This window comes from Paenibacillus mesophilus, assembly GCF_005938385.1.
GTDB classification, from domain to species: domain Bacteria; phylum Bacillota; class Bacilli; order Paenibacillales; family NBRC-103111; genus Paenibacillus_AB; species Paenibacillus_AB mesophilus.
In genome coordinates, this window is record NZ_VCRA01000007.1 from 138,573 (window position 1) to 154,250 (window position 15,678).

The 15,678-nt window shown below is 58.4% G+C and carries 14 protein-coding genes; 2 read left to right on the forward strand and 12 right to left on the reverse strand.

All coding sequences use genetic code 11. The features are described 5' to 3' along the window. Positions 1-76: 76 nt before the first annotated feature. The 9 genes from FE783_RS15085 to FE783_RS15125 all read right to left on the reverse strand — a co-directional run bounded on the left by FE783_RS15085 (position 77) and on the right by FE783_RS15125 (position 10,971). Positions 77-895 carry an endonuclease/exonuclease/phosphatase family protein gene (locus FE783_RS15085; RefSeq protein ID WP_138880210.1) on the reverse strand — a complete coding sequence of 273 codons (819 nt, stop codon included), beginning with the start codon at positions 893-895 and terminating at the stop codon, positions 77-79. A gap of 18 nt (positions 896-913) precedes the next feature. Further along, positions 914-1,537, reverse strand: a complete 624-nt coding sequence (locus FE783_RS15090) for a histidine phosphatase family protein (RefSeq protein ID WP_138880211.1) — start codon at positions 1,535-1,537, stop codon at positions 914-916. Positions 1,538-1,894: 357 nt separating this feature from the next. Next, positions 1,895-2,809, reverse strand: coding sequence for a dihydrodipicolinate synthase family protein (locus tag FE783_RS15095; protein WP_138880212.1), 915 nt, complete (start codon positions 2,807-2,809; stop codon positions 1,895-1,897). Positions 2,810-2,864: 55 nt separating this feature from the next. Then, entirely contained in the window at positions 2,865-3,932 is a 1,068-nt protein-coding gene (locus FE783_RS15100; RefSeq protein ID WP_158301814.1) for a bifunctional heptose 7-phosphate kinase/heptose 1-phosphate adenyltransferase, read from the reverse strand. Positions 3,933-3,988: 56 nt separating this feature from the next. Next, positions 3,989-7,213, reverse strand: a complete 3,225-nt coding sequence (locus FE783_RS15105; RefSeq protein WP_138880214.1) for an alpha-mannosidase — start codon at positions 7,211-7,213, stop codon at positions 3,989-3,991. Between the two features lie 230 nt (positions 7,214-7,443). Beyond that, complete coding sequence (locus FE783_RS15110) at positions 7,444-7,644, reverse strand: twin-arginine translocase TatA/TatE family subunit (RefSeq protein WP_138880215.1); 201 nt, start codon at positions 7,642-7,644, stop codon at positions 7,444-7,446. Between the two features lie 32 nt (positions 7,645-7,676). Then, the gene (gene tatC, locus FE783_RS15115; protein WP_138880216.1) at positions 7,677-8,408 is read right to left on the reverse strand and encodes a twin-arginine translocase subunit TatC; all 732 of its coding nucleotides are present in this window, start codon (positions 8,406-8,408) and stop codon (positions 7,677-7,679) included. A 37-nt stretch (positions 8,409-8,445) separates the two neighbouring features. Continuing rightward, entirely contained in the window at positions 8,446-10,170 is a 1,725-nt protein-coding gene (locus FE783_RS15120; RefSeq protein WP_138880217.1) for a GMC family oxidoreductase, read from the reverse strand. 45 nt (positions 10,171-10,215) lie between these two features. Then, positions 10,216-10,971, reverse strand: a complete 756-nt coding sequence (locus FE783_RS15125) for a gluconate 2-dehydrogenase subunit 3 family protein (RefSeq protein ID WP_138880218.1) — start codon at positions 10,969-10,971, stop codon at positions 10,216-10,218. A gap of 202 nt (positions 10,972-11,173) precedes the next feature. On the opposite strand from FE783_RS15125, the gene FE783_RS15130 reads away from it, so the two are divergent. Further along, positions 11,174-11,527: a c-type cytochrome gene (locus tag FE783_RS15130; protein ID WP_138880219.1), complete on the forward strand. Its 354-nt coding sequence runs from the start codon at positions 11,174-11,176 to the stop codon at positions 11,525-11,527. A gap of 71 nt (positions 11,528-11,598) precedes the next feature. Here the strand turns inward: FE783_RS15130 and FE783_RS15135 are convergent, their stop codons facing one another. From FE783_RS15135 to FE783_RS15145, 3 genes are read right to left on the reverse strand one after another with little or no spacing between them, the layout of a single operon-like run. Next, the gene (locus FE783_RS15135; protein WP_138880220.1) at positions 11,599-12,441 is read right to left on the reverse strand and encodes a 1,4-dihydroxy-6-naphtoate synthase; all 843 of its coding nucleotides are present in this window, start codon (positions 12,439-12,441) and stop codon (positions 11,599-11,601) included. Beyond that, a complete protein-coding gene (locus FE783_RS15140; RefSeq protein WP_138880221.1) occupies positions 12,438-13,091 on the reverse strand; it encodes a futalosine hydrolase in 654 nt (217 codons plus the stop codon). The genes FE783_RS15135 and FE783_RS15140 overlap by 4 nt, the downstream gene beginning before the upstream one ends. Positions 13,092-13,120: 29 nt before the next feature. Continuing rightward, on the reverse strand, positions 13,121-14,764 hold the full coding sequence (locus FE783_RS15145; RefSeq protein WP_138880222.1) for a hypothetical protein: 1,644 nt from the start codon (positions 14,762-14,764) through the stop codon (positions 13,121-13,123). Positions 14,765-14,992: 228 nt separating this feature from the next. Between FE783_RS15145 and FE783_RS15150 the strand changes: the two genes are divergently transcribed. Then, entirely contained in the window at positions 14,993-15,556 is a 564-nt protein-coding gene (locus FE783_RS15150) for a glycerol-3-phosphate responsive antiterminator (protein ID WP_138880223.1), read from the forward strand. The last annotated feature ends 122 nt before the right edge of the window (positions 15,557-15,678 follow it).

The window sequence follows — 15,678 nt, forward strand, 5'->3', positions numbered from 1 at the left end:
TCTCCTCCTTCTGTTCAATCGACTGTCCCTGTAAAAAGGCCGCTACCTCTCCCGGACAATGTTCAGTCGGCCGTTCCTACACAGTAACAGCCGGTTGCACCGGAATTTTGGCTTTCGCCAGAACCGGGTAGTGGTCCGATGGATACAAGTTGTCCATCCGGTCGCGGATGATGCGGACACCCTCGATCCGTACTTCCGGCGAAGCGAACACATAATCGATCGGCTGCCCCTCGTCCCCGCCCGCGAAGCCATGAAACGATCGCCCCGGTTCCTCGCCGGCGGCCTCATAAGCGTCATGGAGCGCGCACCGGACACCGTCCACTTCGAGCTTGCCGCTCAAAAAAGCGATAGCCGGGTTGTCCGGCTCGGCATTCATATCCCCGGTCAAAATCGCGGGAAGTCCGGTCCGCCGGCGGTGCTCCGCCAGCCTTTCCGACAGAAGGCGGCTCCCCTTCTCGCGCGCTTGTTGGCTGCTATGGTCCAGATGCGTATTATAATGAAGAAAACATGGACCGGGCTCCGCGCGGAACCGGAACAGCGCCCATGTGCAAATCCGGAAGTGCGTCGTTCCCCAGCTTTTCTCCATGGGCCCATCCGGCAGCTCGGACAGCCAGAACTGGCCCCAGTCGACAGCCTCCACCTCGTCCTTCCTGTAAAAAATCGCGTTGAACTCATTCTCTCTGCCGCCGTTTCGGCCTTCCCCCACCCATTCATACTCGGACAAGCGATGCCCGAGATCGGCCAGCATGCCATACAACCCTTCCTGCGTACCTGCGACCGTCGGCTTGTAGCGGGCGAATATTTCCGCGGCGGCGTCTTTGCGATGTTCCCAGCTGTTCCCTTCGTCGCGCGGATTGTTGAAGCGGAGATTGAATGTCATTACGGATAAGTCCATCGTCAAATCCCTCCATCGTCATGAATGCCGGTCCGCGCGTCCGAATGGCGGATCGAAATCCCCAATATACCGCAATTCGACCCCATTGTCGCTGAAATTCAGCCAATACATCGTCCCGTTGCTTTGCAGGAAGCGGACGCCGCTGCGATGCTCGAGACCTAGCGCGGCCAGCAGCAGACGGCGGTTGAAGCCGCTGTGCGAGAACAGCGCCACCCGCTCTTCGCCGGAATATTCGCGGCGCAGCCGCTCTAGGATGCGCAGCGCCCGGCCGTGTGCCTTCTCCTCGTCCTCGTCGCCGGAGCAGTACCAGCCTTCCGGCTCCACCTCGTCCTCGAAGCGGATTTCCGGATACATTCGCTTCATCTCCGACTCGCACGGTCCGCGATACGCTCCCTTGCTGCGCACCTCGAACGTCTCCGTCCAGACGCGGATCGGCAGCGCCGTCGCGCGCGCCAGCGGCTGCGCCGTCTCGATCGCTCGTATGAGCGGGCTTGATAAGATATGCGTTACTCCGGCATCCTTCATGCCGTGCAGCACCTTCTCCGCCTGGCTGCGGCCGAGCCCGGTCAGTTCTCCGTCGGCCATATCGTAAGTGACGGTATTGCCTATCGATTGTCCGTGACGAATAAGGAATAGATCCATGTGCCGCCTCCTTGAGCCTGCCGTGCGAACAACAGGCTTGCTCGCGCTTACGTGCCCGTCACCTGCTTGAACTTCATCTTGTCCTCGCTGCCCGATTCGCCTTTGCCCATGCGGCCGGCCAGTTAGTGTTCAAATGAGCACTATTTGCCTATGGAGCGAGCCGTTATCGCGAAATAAGGTACGTTTGTACCTTATTTTTCTCCGCGCAGCCCGATTTGACCACTTTCACAGACACAGCTGTCAGTTAGTGTTCATATGAGCACTATTTGCCTTTGAGACGGGCCATTTTAGCGTTATAAGGTACGTTTGAACATTATTTTGTCCGCGCGGCCGCAAGGACCGGTTTTCCGCACCGGCTCAAGTCAGGCCGAGCATACGCACCGCCGCTCTCAGCCACACTGCGACCCCTTGGGCGGCGGAGCCGTTCATCCCTTTCGACTTGCGTGTAACTGTCTCCATCGCGACGCCCCGCAAGCGGACCAAATGCTTGGCTGCAGCCGGATAGCCTTTGCCCAGCACGCCGTCCAGAAAGACGAGCAGCTCGTGTGCAGCTTCCGCCGTCGCGGTATCCCGGCTCGTCTCCGCCCGCCAATAGGCGAGTACCGCATCGACGGCCGCTGTGCCCGTCGTAGCCATAATGCCTTGCGCGCCATCCAGCACCGCTTCGCGCAAGTACGGCATGTTCGCCTGGAATACGAGACTACCGGCAGCGCTTTCAATTTTGGCGCGGATGCCTTCCGGCGTACACGTCGTATCTTTGATTCCTACGATGCCGTGCCGCCGGACCAGCCTGCCGTACACGTCCGAGGCGACATGGTGCGGCGAAGCTAGCGGACATTCGTACAAGAAGACAGGCAGCGGCGAAAGTTCCGCCATACGTGCGAAGTAGTGCTCCAGCCTGCTTTGGTCTTCCCCCATATTTCCCGGCGGGATGAGCACGATGCCGGATACGCCCGTATCCGCCATGCGCGCAAGCTCCTCCTCGTGACAGGCCGGATCGTCCTGCACGTTGCCCGTCGCGAGCACCGGCACTCCCTCCGCTCTCGACGCGGCCCGCCTGGCCAGCTCGAGCCGCTCCTCCATACTCAAACATTCCATCTCGCTGCTGCCGCAAACGGCGAATATTCCGTCCGGCCGTTTGGACAGCTGCCAGTCTACATACCGGTCATAGCAGGCCCAGTCTATTTCCTTATTCGGCGAAAAAGGCGTAAGCAGCAGCGCATACACGCCCCGAAACCGCTCGGCCGCCACTTCGGAATTTTTACTGGACATTCAACCATCCCTCATTTCATTATCCCGCCGCGCCCTCTTCCGGTCAACGCGCATTTTACAGATTGACCGTCTGGTCGAAGCGGAGCAATAGTTCTTGCGGCGTGGCCGATCCGACGCCGCCCAGCTTGCGCACGGACACCGCGGAAGCCAAATGCGCGAACGCGGCTGCCTCGGGTCCAGGACTTCCGGCGCCGAGCGCGGACAACAACGCGGCGGAGAACGTATCTCCCGCCCCGACGATATCGATCGGCGGCTCGGCGGCCGTGGTCGGCACGTATGTCACGACTCCTCCCTCGAACCAAAGCGCGCCCTTCTCTCCCAGCGTCACGCAGCACGGAGCATCGGCATGCCTGGCCAAGCGCATGCCCGCCTTGATGATATCGCTCTCCGAGGAAGGAGGATGCTTCAAGCTTCCGTAGCACCAGCCGAGCGTTTCGATTTCGTTCGGCTTGACGACGACTCCCTTGTACTTGCCGATATTGTCCCGGCTGTCGACGACGATCCGTTTGCCGAGGGCGGCCCAATAACGGAGCCGCTCGCGGAGCAGTCGGCCGGTAATGCCGGACTTCAGCTGATCGGTGACGCAGATTACGTCGACCTTCGCAGCCATTTTGTCGAGCTCCGCCACGAGCCGCCGCTGGAGCGCGTCGTGAGGAGCGTCCAAATTGATAAAATCGATGCGGGGGGCTTCCTGCTCGGCATCCTGCAGCCCGCGCAATATCGTTTTGCAGAAAGCGGGAGTGACTCTCCCTTTGTCGGACAAAAGGAATGAGCCGTCGATCCCGCGCCCGCCCAATGCTTCCTGCAGCAGCGCCCCTCTCCAATCGTCTCCGACGACGGAGCATAAGCTGACTTCGGCACAGCCCAGCTGCTTGAAATTGTTCGCAACGTTGCCCGCCGCCCCCGGAACGAACGTCTCCCGGACAACGGGCAAATTATAATGAGGCGTTTCCCGTGACAGCTCGCTCATCGTCATATCCGCGTACCAATATACGTCGAGGCAAGCGTCCCCGAGCACCCCCGCCTTGAGACTCGCGATACGCTGCAACAGATCGACGACTTTGTCGCGTGTTAACCCGCTATATTGTGGAACGGAGGATAAACCCGGCATTTCCTCTTCCATCGTTCGCATTCTCCCTTCCGCTATCTTCCGTGCCCGTTCCGCGCATATCTAGAAATTCAAGCGCCGCCCAGAGAGACGCGGAACGTCTTCAGCTCGAACGGCTTGAAGAACGACTTGAACCCGTGCGCTTCGTACGGTATCGCCGAGGCCTCCCGCTCGGACAAATTCACTTCGTGCACCCCGCTCACTCCGTAATGAACGCGAAACGACGCTTCTCCCCGCTTGCCGGCATATTCGTAGCAGCGGACGATCCATTCGTCCGAATCCTCGGCCTTCTTCACCGTATCGATCATAATATGATCGCTGTCCGTACCGATCAGGCTTGCGCAGGCGGGCAGCGCCCCCGCCGCTTCCGCGGACTTTCCGTCTGCTTCCGCCCCGGGCAGCTCCGCCGTCACAACTGGGACGTTCAAGCGGTATGCCTGCTTGAAGGTGCCCGCGGCGAACCAATCGCCTCCGTGCGGCAGCAGTGCGTACGTGAATGTATGCTCGCCTTTGTCGCATTCCGGATCCGGTTTGTTGGACGATTTGAGCAGCGTAATGCGCATGACATTGTCGCGAATGTCGTGACCATATTTGCAATCGTTCATCAAGCTTACACCGAAGCCGCGCTCGGACAGATCGACCCACTTGTGCGCGCATGTCTCGAACCGGGCGAAATCCCAGCTCGTATTCCAATGCGTCGGCCGCTGGACATGACCGAACTGAATTTCGTAAGTGGCCGCAGTAGCTCGGACAGCAACCGGGAATGCCACCTTGAGCAGCGTTTCCCTCTCCTGCCAATCGACCCATGTGGAGAAATCGATGCGCGGGTCGTTCACGTACAGGATCATATCTTGGCGAATCGTCGTCTTCCCGTACTGCCAATGAAAATGTACGACCGCCCGAAGCGGACCGTTCTCGACGACCTCGATCGTTCTCGCATCGGTGATGTGCCGTACTTTGTCATAGTAGAAAATATCGATCTCCCAGTTGTCGTGGTTGACCGGCTTATCCTCGTGCACGTCGAACCGGTTGGCGGTCTCGCCGGGGGCGATCGCCTCGCGCGCCGCACGCTTGTCGAACAGCCGGGTCAGCTGGCCCGCCTCGTTCCACTCGATTTCGTAAAACGGCGTCGACGCGCCGCGTTCCCGGAAGACGATCGCGGGCACCACGGCCGGGGCGGCGTCATCCTCTGCGGCTTCCTCCATCATGACCGTCGTGTAGCCCATCTTCGGAATGCCGATAACGTACAGCTGCAGCCGGTCACCGTCGTCGAGACCGCTTACGCGCTCCGCCGTCAGCGTGTTGCCCGCCGCATCCATCCAACGTTTGCCCGCGAAACGGGCCTCCCAAGGAAGCTGGATCAGCTCGTCACGAGTCCACGGCAGCGAGTTGAACACGAGCCAGCCCGCACGGCCGTCCGAATCGACGAAGGAAGACAACCGCGCCAGACTGTCTGTCAGCGCCGTCTGCGCCAGCTGCTCTGCCTCCGCATATTCCTTGTCGCAATCCTCGTATACGGCCGTAATCGAGGAACCCGGCAAAATATCATGGAACTGGTTGCGCAGCACGATTTTCCAGCTGTCGTACAGCTGTCCGGCCGGGTAAGCGGCGAATCCGGCGAGCGGACTGCCGAAGCTGGCCGCCGCCTCCGCGTCTCGCAGCAGAAATTCCATCCTGCGGTTCATCCGCTTCACGAAGCCTTGCGACGTGTACGTTCCGCGGTGCAGCTCCAAATACAGCTCGCCGTCCCAGCGGTGCACGTATCGGTCCGTATTCGTCACCGTCCGCTCGAGATTGCGGAAAAACTCGTCGGCGCGCCCTGTCACGGCCTTCGGCAGCCCGGGCATATGCTCCAGCCGCCGCCGCAGCTCCAGCATCGTCCGGGTGGGTCCGCCGCCGCCGTCGCCCCATCCATAAGAAAGCAGCAGCTCTGAATCGTTCACTTCTTTGTCGCGATAGTTGTTCCATATGCCGGCCAGCGTCGCCGGAACGACCTGTCCGTTGTATGTATAGAACCGAGTGAACGGGCTGTCGGCCAAATCCGGGTCGGGAGTCGTAATGTAGTGCGTCATAATTTCCGTACCGTCGATGCCGCGCCACAAAAACGTATCGTGCGGGAACCGGTTGTACACGTTCCAGCTAATCTTCGTCGTCATGAAGTAGCGCAATCCGCTCTTGCGCAATATTTGCGGCAGCGCCCAGCTGTAGCCGAATACGTCGGGCAGCCATAAATATTCGCAGCGGACGCCGAGCGTGTTCTCGTAGTAACGCATGCCGTAAAGCAGTTGGCGTACGAGCGATTCGCCGGACGGAATGTTGCAGTCCGATTCGAGCCACATTGCTCCGCCGGCCTCCCAGCGGCCTTCCTTGACGCGTTCCTGAATACCGGCGAATATATCCGGATAATCGTGCTGAATGTATTCGTACAATTGCGGCTGCGTCTGCAGGAACACGTAATCCGGGAACTGCTCCATCAGCCGCAGAACGGTCGAGAACGAGCGCGCCGCCTTCTCCCGCGTGTGCTTAAGCTGCCATAACCAGGCGACGTCGATATGCGTATGGCCGATGCAGCGTACCGTGAGCGGGTGGAACTTCGGCAGCGCCGCAAGCTCCTCCTTTAGCTTGGAATTCGCCTCGGCCACGCTCGCATAGAACGCCGCGTCGCCCGGCACCCGCCAGTCGAGCAGGTGAAACGCACGATCGAGCGCTTTCAGCAGCGCCTGCTTCTCCCAGCTGTTGTCGTTCAGCACCTTGATCGTGTGCCATGCCGCCAGCGCCGTATAGTACAAATCGTCCGTTTCCGTCTCGAGCAGGGCGAGCGCCGACATCGACAGCTGATGCTCCAGCTCCGTTTTGAGGCCGCTTTCCCCGTTCAGACCGGTCCATACTTTAAAAAGCAGCTCCACCTTCTGTCCGGCGAACGATTCCGGAAAAAACACTTCCTTGTGATTGCTGCCGACTCCCTGGTACGGCGAGCCGTTGACATAGAGCAGCGATTCGAAGCCGGAATTGTGCCCCGCTCCTGTTTTGCCGAAGTCGAACAGCCCTACCGCCTTCCGTCCCGACCATTCACCGGGTATGTCGATCTCGGCCTTCAGCCAGGCGATCAGGTCGTACCCCTTCCACCGGTCTCCGACGGAAATCGTTCCCCATTCCGCATACTCGGGAGGCATGGCGCCGACCACCGCACCCTTGTCGATCCAGAATCGGTACGAGGGCAGCTCGCGGTAATCGATATAACGGTGCATTTCCAATTGCACGATTCGTTTCCACAGTTTCTCGAACGTTAAGAGCATGGGGATCCTCCTGATTATGCGCTATTGTCGGGCGGCGCGAATGGCATTGCCGGATCGTCGCCGGACGGGTTCCGCTTAATTAATTTAATGATAAAGTTAATTATAGATTTTGTAAAGAGGTTTTTGAAGCCCGTCCGGGGATAGCACACGACGCATGACCAGCCATTACACAAAAAAACAACCCCCGCCGCTGCCTCTGGCCGCGATGGAGGTTGATTCGCCCGTTCCCGTCAAGATAACCGTTTCACTTCGTTCGTAACTTTGCCATCCGTCGTCTCGCTGTCGTCTACGATGCCGCGTGTGGAATTGCGGAATTCCCGCAGCGTGTCGCCGAACGCCCGTCCGAGCTGGGGCAGCTTGGCCGGACCGAACACGACGAGCGCGATAGCCAGAATGATGATCAATCCGGAAACGCCGATATTGTTGAACATACGGACCACGCTCCTTTCCTGCAAAATTGTTTTTACTTCTGCGGTGACAAGCCGTGCGCCATCGAACGCCACTGTCTCGCCGACACGATTACGCTGATTTCAAACAGCAAAATGAGCGGGATCGTAACCGACAGATGCGAAACGAAATCGGGTGGCGAGATGCACGAGCCGACAATCGCAAGCCCGAGGTAAGCGTATTTGCGCGCCTTCTTCAGCCTCTCCGGCGTCAGCAGGCCGATCCGGGTCAGAAACAGGATGACGACCGGCAGCTCGAAAGCGACCGCCATCGGAAACACGACACTGAATAGAAACGAGAAGTAGCGGTCGATGCCGTACGTCTCGACGGCGCCGATCGTCCGATTCATCTTCTCCATAAACTTGACCATCATCGGGAATACGACGAAATAGCTGAACGACGCGCCTCCGAGAAACAGTCCGAACGAGATCGGTACGAACGGCAGCGTCCCTCTCGCTTCCTCCTCCGTCAATCCCGGACGGACGAACGCCCATATCTGGTATAGCAGGACGGGCAGCGTGAACAGCACGGCGACCATAAGCGCGCACTTCATATAGATGAACAGCCCGTCCGTAAACGAAAACACGTTCCATTCGATGTTGGCCGCCGCAGGCTGAGACTTCATAAATAGAAGCAGCCGGGGCGATATGTACAAGCCTGCGCAAAGCGCGGCGAAAAACGATCCAAATACGATCAGCAGCCGTTTGCGCACCTCGGTCAAATGGTAAATCAGCTCTTCCTGCTCCATGCCTTCGTCCAGCTCGCTTTCTGCGGCAGGGCCGCAATCAGACGACGAGGCCGCTGCCCTGCTTCAAATATTTCGCTATACCTTCGGCCGCCCTGTAGGAAAGTGCACCGACCGTCGCGGTCGGATTGTAGCCGCTGTTGTGAGGGAAAGCCGAAGCTCCGACGACGAATACGTTCTCGGCGTCCCACATTTGCAAGTACGAGTTGACCGCCGAAGTCGACGGGTCCGCTCCCATGACCGCTCCGCCCGTATTGTGCGTGGACTGGTAAGGCACGATATTGTAAGGGTTCAGCTGATCGTTCGATCCGTCCTTCGTCGGTCCCATTTCTTTCATGATCTCGGCCGTTTTGCCCGCCATGAACTTGACCAGCTGGCGGTCCTGCTCCTCGAAGTCGAAAGTGATCCGCATAAGCGGGAGTCCGTATACGTCTTTGTACGTCGGGTCCAGATCGACGAAATGATGTCTCCACGGCATATTTGAGCCTTGCGAAGCTACCGTCAGCGTACGGTAAGCGTATTTAAGCGAGGACTGCTTAAACTCCTTGCCCCACGCCGGCGTCCCGGCCGGCACCGAGTTGTTGGCGATCGGCCGCTGTCCGGTCTGGAATATGCGAATTCCCGCGCCATGAATGAACTGGAGATTGCTGTGATCGAAGTTGTCCCCATTAAAATCCGGGATTTCCATACCAAGCGATCCCGCACCGGCATATGTATTGAACTGTTTCTCGTCGAAAAAGCCGGTCGTCCCGCCTCCGCCTACCTGGTACGCATAGTTTCGGCCGACCACCCCTTTCCCGGTTGCCGGATCGTACGGAGTTCCCAGCTTCGAAGTCAGCATCAGCCTCAAGTTGCTGAACAGATAACCTGCTAATATAACTACATCGGCCGGCTGCTCGAACTGTTCACCCGTTACCGTATTGACATATACGACCCCGTTCGCTTTCTTGCCGTCATAAAGCACCTGAACGACGTTCGAATAGCTGCGAAGCTCGAAATTGCCCGTCTTCTGAGCGACCGGCAGAACGGTTACGACCGCATCGGCTTTAGCCCCGTATTCGCAGCCGAACCGCTCGCAGTAGCCGCAATATTGGCAGGCGGCCCGGGTAATGCCGTCGGGATTCGTGTACTGCTCCGATAAATTGGCCGACGGCGCCATATACGGATGGTACCCGAGCTTTTTCGTCGCCGCTTCGAACATTTTGATTGCCGGAGTCTTCACCATTTCCTTCGTCGGAAACGGGCTGGATCGCTTGCCCACCAAGCCTTCCGGCGGCTCACCGCCGGATATCCCGGCCATTTTCTCGAACTTGTCGAAGTAAGGCTCCAACTGGTCGTACGTGATGCCCCAGTCTTGAATCGTCATGCCGTCGGGAATTTTATTTTTGCCGTAACGTTCCACCGTTTTGCTGTAAATTTCGAAGTCATACGGTAAAAACCGGTACGTCTGCCCGTTCCAGTGAATGCTCGCGCCCCCCAGTCCTTCCCCGAGCAGAAACGAGCCGTGCTCGCGCATCGGCAGAGCCGTCATTTTGGCCGTGTTGCGGAAAGTGATCGTTTCCTTGGACAAATCCTGCATCAGATCGAGCCGCTGGGCGTATCGCAGCTCGTCGTGCGCCATGTAGTAGTCTTTCGTGCTTCTCGGCTTGCCGCGCTCCAGTCCGACTACCTTGACGCCTTGCTTGGTCAATTCGGCGGCAATAATGCCCCCGACCCATCCCACCCCGACGATGACTACCGGCACCTTCGGCATTTTCGTGGCCATATAATTCCCCCGCTTCCTAGTGGATAAATGTTGCCGGTGCCGCTGTCAATGCGCCGCGAAATGGTCGTGCAGGCTGCGCGGCTCGATGACGACGAACTCGTCCTTCTCCATAATGCTCGTATAGCTCATCTGGTTGCCCGGATATTGGCGCATTTTCCAGCCCATCATATTTTTGTTGCCGCCGTAGACGGGATCGCTGTATACGCCTTCCATCGTCATGCTTCGCAAAAGGTTGAAAAACGATTTGCCGGTAACGCCGGTAACGACCATAATTTCGCCTTTTTGCATCGAGGTGAGAATCGCATCCCGCTCCGCGTCCGTAATTTCGGTAAATCCTTTCTGGTGCTTCTTGTTGCTCTCGTCATCGAGCGCCTGCAAGCCCATCGTGAACAGCTCGTGACGCTGGATGCTTTGATAGTCCCCCTGCGTTGCTTCGGCGTGACCGAACGGCCCCATCCGGTATTCGCGGACGTTATTGCCGAATTGGCCTGCAAGCTGATGGTCGATGTAGAACGCAACGCCCAGCTCCGCAGCCCCCGGACCCAGCTCGTCCTTCGGATAAATGCGCTCGGTCGCCGCTTCCGTAATTTGCAGCTCGGCCTGGTTGAAAAACATTGCCGCTTCGTTATAGTTCGCGGCCGGCGGCTGCTTCTCCACGGGTGCCGGTTCCGCCGCCTTCTTGCCCCCGATATTGCAACCGGCCATGACGCCGGTTACGACCGCTCCGCCGATAGCCGCTCCCGAATATTTCAGAAACCGGCGCCGGGAATGGCGTTGCCGTTGTTCGGATTGTTCTGTCATAATCGCTGCTCCTCGGTTCGTTATCATGGTGTAATCGCATGGCGAAATCTTGGTGTGGCTTCCATTATGTTGAACTTATCGTTTTCAAATTATGCAGATGCGTGAGCCGGAACGCCGGATTTCGGATTGCATGAAAAGAAACCGAGAAGGAAACGCTATGCTCATAGTAACCTCAGCCTGCTATAAGGAGCGTTCAAAAACTATGCGCAAATCAATCGTTTGCTTGTCTTTGCTGCTCGCCTTGTCCCTCACCGCCTGCGGCAAAACCACTAAAACTCCCGAGGGCGGTACGGCCGGCGGAGGCACCACCCCCGGCGGAGGCGGCACGGCTACCGTGGATGCGTCGGCCATTGCCAAGCAAAACTGCACGTCTTGCCACGGAGGCAACTTGGAAGGCGCCGGGGCGCCGAAGCTCCAAACGATCGGGGCCAAATATTCCAAAGATCAAATTGCCGGCATCATCGCCAACGGCAAAGGTGCGATGCCCAGCTTCAAAGGAAGACTTTCGGATGCGGACATTAACGGTCTCGCCGATTGGTTGGCAGCTAAGAAATAATAAGGGGTACGCAAAAAAGCTCCGCCTCATCGGATAGAGAGGCGGAGCTTTTGGTATGCACGTTCGATCCATCATCGCCGCAATGCGGCAAAGTTCACTTCCGGGACAAGCCCCGCCTTGGCGGCTCTCCCGAGCAAAGCTTCCACGGCTGCAAATCCGGCTTCGCCAAGGTCGGCCGTGAAGTCGTTCACGTACAAATCGATATGCGCTTTCGCCACATCCGGGTTCATTTCTTGGGCATGATGAAGCACATAGTGCATCGACGCTTCCGGGTGAGCCCAGGCGTACTCGACCGATTCGCGCGTCCAGCGGGCAATCGCCTCGACGTCCAGCGACCTGCGGGCGATAATCGCCCCGAGCGGAATCGGCAGCCCCGTGTCGGATTCCCACCAGCTGCCCATATCCGCCAGCATCGTAAGCCCATAGTTCGGATAAGTGAAACGGGCTTCATGGATGACGAGACCCGCGTCGATCGCTCCGTCACTCACGGCCGGCATAATTTCGTGGAACGGCATAACGACGATCTCGCCGACACCGCCCGGAACTTGCTCCGCGGCCCACAGCCGGAACAGCAAATAGGCGGTCGACCGTTCGCTCGGCACAGCTACCCGCTTGTCCGAGAGCACGGCGGGACCTTGAGTCGCCGCTTCGCTGCCGCGAGTCAGCACAAGCGGACCGCAGCCTCGGCCGAGGGCGCCTCCGCAAGGCACAAGCGCATATTCGGACAGTACCCAAGGCAGTGCCGCATACGAAATTTTCATGACATCCGGTCCGCTGCCGTCCGCCGCAAGCTTATTCGTTATATCGATATCCGCATACGTCACATCCAGCTTCGGCGCGCCTGACACGAGCCCGTGAACCCAGGCGTGGAAGACGAACGTATCGTTCGGACAAGGGGAAAATGCGATTTTCATCCGAGCACCTCCAATAGAATAGGTCCGGCTGACTGCAAAGCGTCCAGCGCTTCCCGGATTTTCCAGGAGGCGCGGTCGCGCGGGCCGACCGGATTCGATATGGCGCGGATCTCCAGCACGGGCAGCCCGCGAAGCTGAGCCGCCGTCGCCACGCCGAAGCCCTCCATCCCTTCCGCGGCGGCTCCCGGCACGCGTTCCGCTAGAGCCGACGCGGTAGCCGCCGTTCCCGTAGCGGTCGAGACGGTCACGATCGGACCGCAGCACGCCGGCAAACCGGCTTTCCGCAGCGCGCCGGCCAGCCGATCCGCGGTTGTCCGATCAACCGCTACTCGGGCAGAGCCGAACCCGAGCTCGTCCACGCCGATAAATCCTTCCTGAGTCTCGACGCCCAGATCGGCGGCGACGATTTCGCTCGATACGACGAGCCCGCCCAGCTCCGCACGCCCGGCGAAGCCTCCGGCAATGCCGGCGCTAATGACGAGGCCGTAGTCCGCCGCCGCCAGCGCCGCCGCCGTGTTGGCTGCCGCTTGCGCCGGACCGACTCCGGCCAGCATGACGTCGAAGCGGCCGTCGCCTGCAAGCCCGCGTGCGACAGCTTCTCTTTCGGCCTCAACCGCCGTCATCACGAGCACGCGTTTCGCTTGTTCCATGATGGTTACCGCTCCCTTCCGTTGTTCGCTCAAACTGTATAGCCTTCAAAACTGACAAGTGTTTCTCCGACGAAAGCTTCTGCACGCCGGTCCGGATGAACAACGAGCTCCAGCTTTTCGCCGTACAAGTTCGAGTAGGTGACACTCAAAGGGACAGTCTCCGAAAATTGCGGCGCTCTCGCTCTCGCGCTGCCGGCAAATTCATTCAAGCTGCGCATCCCTTTTCGTGCCGCCTCCCGGACGCTTACCGCCTCCATGACAACTCCGTTCGGCGATCCAACGCTTATCGCAAGCATGCGATCGGACTTTTCCTCCACGTGATAAGACCGCATGACGTATATGGCCCAGTATACATTGCCCGCCTGTCCGTACAGGGCATTCGGCTCCTGAAGCCACTCGCCCTTCGGCAATATGCCGACAATCGTTTCATGCGACTCGGGCGGGATCGGATACAGAGCAAGCACCGTATTTTTGTGAAGCAGCACTTCGGCGCAATCGCTCTGGTGTCGCGGGTCGTCCTCCGCATAACCGCTGCCCGGGTGCATAAAAAACGACTGGTTCACGCCATCCGTCAGCCCGAGCGGAAGCGTGAAGTCCCAGCGATGCTGCTCGTTATCGAACTCCGCGTATCGCTCCCATACTCCTCCCGCAGCGAACGATTCCGTAATGTAGGCATAGCTGTGCAGTTCTACCGCTTCAGGTCGGGCGGCAGTCGCTTGCTTCGTTATTAGTTTGGTTACTTCGACAGCCTGCGAACGTTCGAGCGCTGCGCGTCGAACCGGTTCAGACGCTTCGTAAAACAACAAACCGGCATATTCGGTCCGCGGCAGTTCACGCGGCAGCGCAAAATCCCCATACTGCACATAGTCGAACAGCACATTGGAATCGCGGGGAATATCGTGCTTCAGCGCGCGGGAATGCGCTCCGACCCATGTTCCTTGTAAATAGAACTGCGACCTTTCCTGCCACAATCTATCCAGCATGGCGGCAAGCGACTGTTTCAGAGCCGCATTCTCCGTCATGCTCCATGCGCACGTGAAAGCTTGCACCCAATGCCAAAACCACGGCAAGCTGCCATACTCGGACATCCCTTTCGTCTGAATGCTCGCAATCATCCGCTCCAAGCATTCTTGACCGTCCCGGAGCAGCTCCCGGTCATGGAACATTTCGCCGAAGATGAGCTTCGCGGCCGTATATTTCGCCTCATGGTGATTATATTGATTGAGCGGCTTGCGGTAATAGCCGCTTCGATACGCGTGCAGCAGCGCGGACTCGAAAGCCAGCCGGAGCGGCCGGCTGAACGCGGACGAATATCGGCGGAACAAGTACGCCATCAAGATGCCCATCAGCTCGATCGGCAGCGCGCTGCGCTTGATCGGTGCCGGCTGCGGCTCCAGCTTCAACGGGAAGTGGCCGTACGTATCGCTCCGTGTATCTTGATCTTGAAGACGGATCACTTCCAGCAGAACAGTTTCCGCAATCTGCTTGCCCTCATCGGTATCGAAGGTCGCGGATAGCCCAGGGTTCGTTGAAGTCGCGAATAAATGCGACGCGTAGTAGAAATTGTCCCGGATATCGTGGTGAAACCACAGACCGCTTTCAAGCAAAGGCTGTTCATAGGCTGCTAGAGCGATTCGGACTGCGACTTCATGTTGCCTCTCTCGAAAGGTCACGGCGATTTCTCCTTCTCTATGAAACGAACAAACCGCACGACTTACGCAATGCGGCCTCATGAAGATTATATCAAATGAACGCATTCATGATCTACTAAAGCGACGTAGATTGCGATAGGAGGCCGTTAACACTCCGCTAACAATCGTCCATTATGCTGAATGGGCGGGGCTTTTTCGGCATTAGCCAAGTCCGCTCACTAGTGAAAGAGAAAGGGGAGCACCGGAAACATGTCGCGAGAGCTCCAGCAGTATTGGGGACTTGAGAGAAGAATCGCCGCAGTCCGCAAGCCGGAAGATTTGCAGGCCGCGCTCGCTGCCCGCTGGCCGGTCGTCTTTTTGCTGATCGGAGATTTGTTTACAGCCGAGCGTTACGTCGCCGAAGCGCTGCGCGCAGGCAAGAAAGTGTTCCTTCATGTAGACTTCATAGCCGGTCTTGGCGGGGATCCGATCGTGATCAAATATATCGCCGAGCGGGTGAAACCGACCGGGATCATTTCGACGAAGAGCCATTTCGTCAAGCACGCCAAAAAGTACGGCCTGCTCGCGATCCAGCGCCTGTTCATCATCGACACCTCCGCCTTGGAGCAAGGCATCCATAACATCCGGCAAAGCGAGCCCGACGCCGTCGAGATTATGCCCGGCCTCCTGTCGCGGGTCATTACCGAGCTGCATCATACCGTTCCGGTCCCCATTATTGCGGGAGGCTTGATCAAAGATCAGGCGGAGATCGAGACGGCTCTGCAAGCCGGAGCGGCGGCGGTGTCGATGGGCAACCGGCTGTTGTGGAGCTAGTGCGCTTCGGCTCCGGCGTTAAATGGTAGCTTTGGCCGTTTTACAAATTCTTCACGCCGAGTTGATGTCCGGTTAACAAACGGTTAGTAAAGTGGAGCTAAGGATGGACAACCGAATAGTCA

Bases quoted from the DNA above. Each gene is read 5' to 3' on its own strand.
- FE783_RS15140 (WP_138880221.1), bottom strand. From the start codon at position 13,091: ATGGAACAAGCGAAACGCGTGCTCGTGATGACGGCGGTTGAGGCCGAA.
- FE783_RS15135 (WP_138880220.1), bottom strand. From the start codon at position 12,441: ATGAAAATCGCATTTTCCCCTTGTCCGAACGATACGTTCGTCTTCCAC.
- FE783_RS15130 (WP_138880219.1), top strand. From the start codon at position 11,174: ATGCGCAAATCAATCGTTTGCTTGTCTTTGCTGCTCGCCTTGTCCCTC.
- FE783_RS15100 (WP_158301814.1), bottom strand. From the start codon at position 3,932: ATGGAAGAGGAAATGCCGGGTTTATCCTCCGTTCCACAATATAGCGGG.
- FE783_RS15110 (WP_138880215.1), bottom strand. From the start codon at position 7,644: ATGTTCAACAATATCGGCGTTTCCGGATTGATCATCATTCTGGCTATC.
- FE783_RS15105 (WP_138880214.1), bottom strand. From the start codon at position 7,213: ATGCTCTTAACGTTCGAGAAACTGTGGAAACGAATCGTGCAATTGGAA.
- FE783_RS15090 (WP_138880211.1), bottom strand. From the start codon at position 1,537: ATGGATCTATTCCTTATTCGTCACGGACAATCGATAGGCAATACCGTC.
- FE783_RS15150 (WP_138880223.1), top strand. From the start codon at position 14,993: ATGTCGCGAGAGCTCCAGCAGTATTGGGGACTTGAGAGAAGAATCGCC.
- tatC (WP_138880216.1), bottom strand. From the start codon at position 8,408: ATGGAGCAGGAAGAGCTGATTTACCATTTGACCGAGGTGCGCAAACGG.
- FE783_RS15125 (WP_138880218.1), bottom strand. From the start codon at position 10,971: ATGACAGAACAATCCGAACAACGGCAACGCCATTCCCGGCGCCGGTTT.
- FE783_RS15095 (WP_138880212.1), bottom strand. From the start codon at position 2,809: ATGTCCAGTAAAAATTCCGAAGTGGCGGCCGAGCGGTTTCGGGGCGTG.
- FE783_RS15120 (WP_138880217.1), bottom strand. From the start codon at position 10,170: ATGGCCACGAAAATGCCGAAGGTGCCGGTAGTCATCGTCGGGGTGGGA.
- FE783_RS15085 (WP_138880210.1), bottom strand. From the start codon at position 895: ATGGACTTATCCGTAATGACATTCAATCTCCGCTTCAACAATCCGCGC.